Origin of the sequence: uncultured Microbacterium sp., assembly GCF_963521695.1 — a bacterium.
Taxonomy (GTDB): Bacteria; Actinomycetota; Actinomycetes; order Actinomycetales; family Microbacteriaceae; genus Microbacterium.
Genome location: NZ_CAUQWC010000230.1, coordinates 1 through 5,234, shown reverse-complemented (window position 1 = coordinate 5,234; position 5,234 = coordinate 1). Strand labels below are relative to the sequence as shown.

The window sequence follows — 5,234 nt, the reverse complement described above, 5'->3', positions numbered from 1 at the left end:
ATCTTGATGAGCGTCTGCGGGTCGCCGAAGTGGCGGTCGAAGTACTGCTCCTCGGCCCCGAGCGCGAGCGCCCAGGCACGCAGCAGCTTGCGCGCGACACCGGTGAGGTGGTCGTGCCATTCGGTGACGACGTCTTTCAGCTCGGGCTGGGCGGCCGGCCACAGGTTCGGTCCGATCAGGCGGTTGTACCCGGGGGCGTCGGGGTCCGTGACCGCCTCGCGCTCGGGACCGATGTCGATCTGCTCACGCCAGTCGACCCGGCCCTGCGTGCGCTCGCCGCCCACGCGCGTGTATCCGCGGAAGTGGGGGCTCGTGACGTTCTCGATCGAGAGTTTTTCGGCCTCGGGGAGGGCGAAGAAATCCTTGGCCGCGCGCAGCAGGCTCGCCTCGAGTGCGGGGCTGACGCCGGTGCCCGTCAGATAGAAGAACCCGACGTCGTGGGTCGCGGCGCGCAGCTCATTGCGGAAGCGGGCGGCGGCATCCGGCCCCTGGTCGAGGAGCGAGAGGTCGAGCACGGGGAGATTGAGGTCGGACATGCGACGAGGCTAGGTCGATCGCCTGCGTGACGGGGCGAATGTTGCCGATGGTTACCCCGCTCGCGCTCCCGCGCCGCGCCGTCGGGGGAGAAAGGTGCGCGCAGCGGCGGAAATGCGTAATCTGTCATGGTCAGGTGAGGCTGTCCTTACCCGTCCCGCAGCGTCGCGGCTCCTCTGAACCCGAAAGTCGGAACTCCGCCCGTGCTCGCCAGCTTCTTCGCCACCTTCCTCATCGGCCTCCGTGAGGGACTCGAAGCTGCGCTCGTCGTCGGCATCCTCGTCGCCTACCTCACCCGAATGGGGCGCCGCGACGCGCTGCCGAAGCTCTGGACCGGGGTCGGGCTCGCTGTCGCCCTGGCGCTCGGCATCGGCGCGATCTTCACCTTCGGGGCCTACATGCTGACCTTCGAGGCGCAGGAGCTCCTCGGAGGCGGGCTGTCGTTGCTCGCGGTGGCGATGGTGACGTGGATGATCTTCTGGATGCAAAAGGCCGGCCGCACCCTCAAGGCGGGGCTCGAGGGCGGTGTCGACAGGGCGCTGCGCGGCGGTGTGTGGGCACTCGTCGCCATCGGTTTCGTCTCGGTCGCGCGCGAGGGCGTCGAGACGACGCTCCTGCTTTGGTCGATGGTGCAGTCGTTCGGTGATTCTCCGAGCGCGTTGCTCGGCGCGCTGGTGGGCCTGATCACCGCCGTCGTGCTCGGCTGGTTCATCGCGCGCGGCATGCTGCGCCTCAACCTCGGTCGTTTCTTCACCTGGACCGGGGGATTCCTCGTCATCGTCGCGGCGGGGGTGCTCGCGTACGCCCTGCACGACCTGCAGGAGGCCGGCGCCCTCCCCGGGCCGTTCGGTGCGGGGGCGCCCATCGACCCGACCACGGGTTCGGTCGCGATCGGGTGGGCGGGCTTCCCGTTCGGCTGGGCCTTCGACGTTTCGGCGGCCATCGCCCCCGACAGTGCGCTCGCCGTTCTGCTCCAGGCCACCGTCGGCTTCATGCCCGCGATGACGTGGCTGCAGGTGATCGCGTGGACGCTGTACATCGCGATCGTGGTGCCGTTGTTTGTCCGCGGCGTCCGCGCGAACCGCCGACCGCGCGCGGCGTCGAGGGGGGATGCCACGGCATCCGCGTCCGGAACCTCGTCCGCTGTCGCCGCGACGCCGGCGGTCGATGCCGCGGCATCCGCGTCTCGAACATCGTCGCCCGCGCTCGCGGCTCCGACCGCCCCCTCCGCGGGTTCGCACTCCTCGTCGGCCCCGGCGACCCCGCCCCTCTCCGGCGCGCCCGCCGCCTCCTAGACCCCGGGCTCCCGTGCGCACCCGACGCCGCGGCATCCGCCCTCCATCCGAACGGAGCATCATGACCCCGAACCGCCTCCTCGCGGCTACGACCGTGGCCGGCATCGCCGCCCTCGTCCTCTCGGGCTGCGTCGCCAAGACCGACGCCGCAGCCTCCGGAACCCTCTCCGTCGCCTCGACCGCCGACGGCTGCGCCGTCTCGGCGGCGTCGGCACCGAGCGGCACGCTCGCTTTCGACGTCAGCAACGACAGTGACCAGACCACGGAGTTCTACCTCCTCGCATCCGACGGCCTGCGTATCGTCGGCGAGGTCGAGAACATCGCCCCCGGCGCGTCACGCAGCCTCACTGTCGTGGCGCAGCCGGGCGAGTACTACACGCTCTGCAAGCCCGGCATGGTCGGCGACGGCGTGGGGCGGGCGAGCTTCTCGGTCACCGGAGACGCGGTGGCGATCGAGGGTCCGGATGCCGAGCAGAAGCAGCAGGCCGTCGACCTCTACGCCGCCTTCGTGAAGGATCAGGTCGGCCAGCTCATCCCCGCGGTGCAGACCTTCGCCGCCGCCTATGAGGGCGGGGACGATGCAGCCGCGCGCGAGCAGTTCCCGCGCGTGCGCGCATATTACGAGCGCATCGAGCCGATCGCCGAGGCCCTGGGCGACCTCGACCCCCGCATCGACTACCGCGAAGTCGACGCCGTCGCCGAGCAGCTGGACTGGACCGGATTCCACCGCATCGAGAAAGACCTGTGGGTCCCCGCGCAGGACGCCCTGAACGCGGACGGTGAAACGCCGGCGTGGACCGACTGGGCACCCTCCACCCCCGCCGAGCGGGCGACGTACGGCGACAAGCTCATCGCCGACACGCAGGAGCTGTACGACTACGTGCACTCCGACGAGTTCGTCCAGGCGCTGGACGCGCAGGGTGTCGCGGGCATCTCGAACGGGGCGATCGCGCTGCTCGACGAGGTGGCCACCGGCAAGATCAGCGGCGAGGAGGACTGGTGGTCGGGTACCGACCTCTACGACTTCGCCGCCAACGTCGAGGGATCCAAGATGGCGTTCTCGCTCGTGCGCGACTTCGCCGAGTCGAAGGGCGACAAGGGCGCCGAGCTCGTCTCCCGCATCGATGCCGGGTACGCCGATCTCGAGGCCAGTCTTGCCGCCCACGGCTCGGCTACGGCCGGGTTCGTCCCGTACGCGCAGCTCACCGAGGCCGACAAGCGGCAGTTCACCGACCTCATCAACGCCCTCGCCGAGCCGCTGTCGCAGCTGACGGTCACGATCCTGGAGTGAGCGTGCGCAACGAGAAACGGACCACTGCTGCGGCAGCCGCGGGTCCGGATGCTTCCGGTCCGGACGCCGAACCCGAGTCGGGTCTGTCGCGTCGCGGTCTTATCGGCCTCGCGCTCGGAGCGAGTGCGACGAGCCTCGTCGTCGGTGCGGGCGCAGGTGTCGTCGGCGGTGCCGCGTACGGCCAAGAGCAGGCGCGGCACGTCATGGATGCCGTGGCCCCGGCATCCGGCATCCACCAGGTCGGGATCACCACCCCGGTGCAGGAACACCTGCACTTCGCGGCGTACGACATGATGGCGCGGACGACGCGCGACGACCTCGCCGAACTGCTGCAGGACTGGACGTACGCGGCCACGCGGATGATGCAGGGCCTCGACGTCAGTGCGACCGGGGCGGTGGGCGGCTCGCCGGAGGCTCCGCCGGACGACACCGGCGAAGCGCTGGGCCTTCCGGCCAGCAACCTCACCATCACGTTCGGATTCGGTCCGTCGTTGTTCGACGCGCGTTTCGGGTTGGAGGGGCAGCGCCCCGCGGGGCTCGAGCGACTGCCGGCGTTCCTCGGCGACGACCTCGATCCGTTGCGATCCGATGGCGACCTGTGCATCCAGGCCTGCGCCGACGACCCGCAGGTGGCGGTGCACGCGATCCGCAACCTCAGCCGCATCGCGTTCGGACGCGCGACGATCCGCTGGTCGCAGCTCGGTTTCGGCCGCACGTCCAAGACCACGGCCGCTCAGGCGACGCCGCGGAACCTCTTTGGGTTCAAGGACGGAACGGCCAACATCCTCGCCGACGACACGTCTGCGCTGGATGAGAACGTCTGGGTCTCGGCATCCGAGGGTCCGGCGTGGCTCGCGGGCGGGTCGTACCTCGTCGCGCGGCGCATCGCGATGCTCATCGAGACATGGGACCGCACGCGCCTCGCCGAGCAGGACCGCGTGGTCGGACGCGACAAGGCGAACGGTGCGCCCCTGTCGGGCGGCGACGAGTTCACGGCGCCGGACTTCTCGGCGGCCGGTTCCGCCGGGACACCGGCAATCGACGCGCGCAGTCACGTGCGCCTCGCGCATCCCGACAGCAACGGCGGTGTCCGTCTGCTGCGACGCGGTTACAACTTCGTCGACGGAACGACCGACCTCGGGCGGCTGAACGCGGGGTTGTTCTTCCTGTCGTTCCAGAAGAGTCCCGACCGTTTCATCACGGTGCAGCGGTCGTTGTCGACGGATGCCATGGGCGAGTACCTGCGTCACGTCGGGTCGGGGCTGTGGGCCGTGCCGCCCGCGCCCGCGGCGGGCGCGTCGGTGGGAGCGGCGGGCGCGAAGCCGGTCGCCGGGAAACGGACCAGGATCTTCTACCTCGACCTGGTCCGAGCCCTGGCGGCGCTTCTCATCGTCCTCACCCACTTCAACAACCCCTACCTGGCTGACGGCGGTTACGTTCTGACCAACTTCCCCTTCGGCATCTATGTGGGCGGGTTGGGCGTCTCCCTGTTCCTCATCATCTCCGGGGCCGCCCTGACGGTGACCTATCGGAGACCGATCAATCTCAAACGGTTCTACTGGAAGCGCTGTCTCAACATCTACCCGATGTTCTGGACCGCCTGGGTCCTGGGAACGCTCTACTTCTTCGTCACGACCGGGGGGCGGCCGCCCAACAGTGCCCCGACCCGCTCCCTCATCTTCACGGTCCTCGGCGTGGACGGTCTGGTCGCCAACTTCCAGGTGCGTACCGCCTACCTCCTGGGGGAGTGGTTCCTCGGGTTCATCCTCCTGTACTACCTCGTCTTCCCGCTGCTGCTGTGGGCCATCGACCGCTTCCCGATCATCACCGGCGTCGTTATCCTTGCGGCCTATGCCGCCACCGTGATCATCATGCAGCGCTACTTCGCGGGCTACCCCTCGGCGATGATCCTCACGACCAGACTCCCCGAGCTGGCCTTCGGCAGCTACTTCGTCCTCTACGTCCGCCGGGTTCACTGGGGCGTGGTCATTCCCGCTGCAGCGGTCCTGGCCGTCTCGGCCATGCTCCCCGAGGAGATTCCCGAGGACGTGGCCACCACACTCGTCGGCATCTCGGCCTTCCTCATCCTCGTGGTCGTCGGCCGCTACGTGGCG

General features: G+C 69.4%; 4 protein-coding genes and 1 pseudogene. 4 read left to right on the top strand and 1 reads right to left on the bottom strand.

The window, feature by feature from the left end:
• The coding region (locus RWP81_RS14010; protein WP_314457087.1) for a 2-oxoglutarate and iron-dependent oxygenase domain-containing protein at window positions 1-536 on the bottom strand (536 nt) is incomplete at its 3' end.
• A 201-nt stretch (window positions 537-737) separates the two neighbouring features.
• Between RWP81_RS14010 and efeU the strand changes: the two genes are divergently transcribed.
• The 4 genes and pseudogenes from efeU to RWP81_RS13990 form a co-directional block, all read left to right on the top strand.
• Window positions 738-1,829 carry an iron uptake transporter permease EfeU gene (gene efeU, locus RWP81_RS14005; RefSeq protein WP_314457085.1) on the top strand — a complete coding sequence of 364 codons (1,092 nt, stop codon included), beginning with the start codon at window positions 738-740 and terminating at the stop codon, window positions 1,827-1,829.
• Window positions 1,830-1,890: 61 nt separating this feature from the next.
• Complete coding sequence (efeO, locus tag RWP81_RS14000; RefSeq protein ID WP_314457082.1) at window positions 1,891-3,120, top strand: iron uptake system protein EfeO; 1,230 nt, start codon at window positions 1,891-1,893, stop codon at window positions 3,118-3,120.
• Between the two features lie 2 nt (window positions 3,121-3,122).
• Window positions 3,123-4,430, top strand: a pseudogene (gene efeB / locus RWP81_RS13995) (iron uptake transporter deferrochelatase/peroxidase subunit); the annotation flags it as partial.
• Window positions 4,422-5,234 (top strand): acyltransferase family protein (locus tag RWP81_RS13990; RefSeq protein WP_314457089.1); only part of this gene is annotated, 813 nt, incomplete at its 3' end. The pseudogene efeB and the gene RWP81_RS13990, both read left to right, overlap by 9 nt.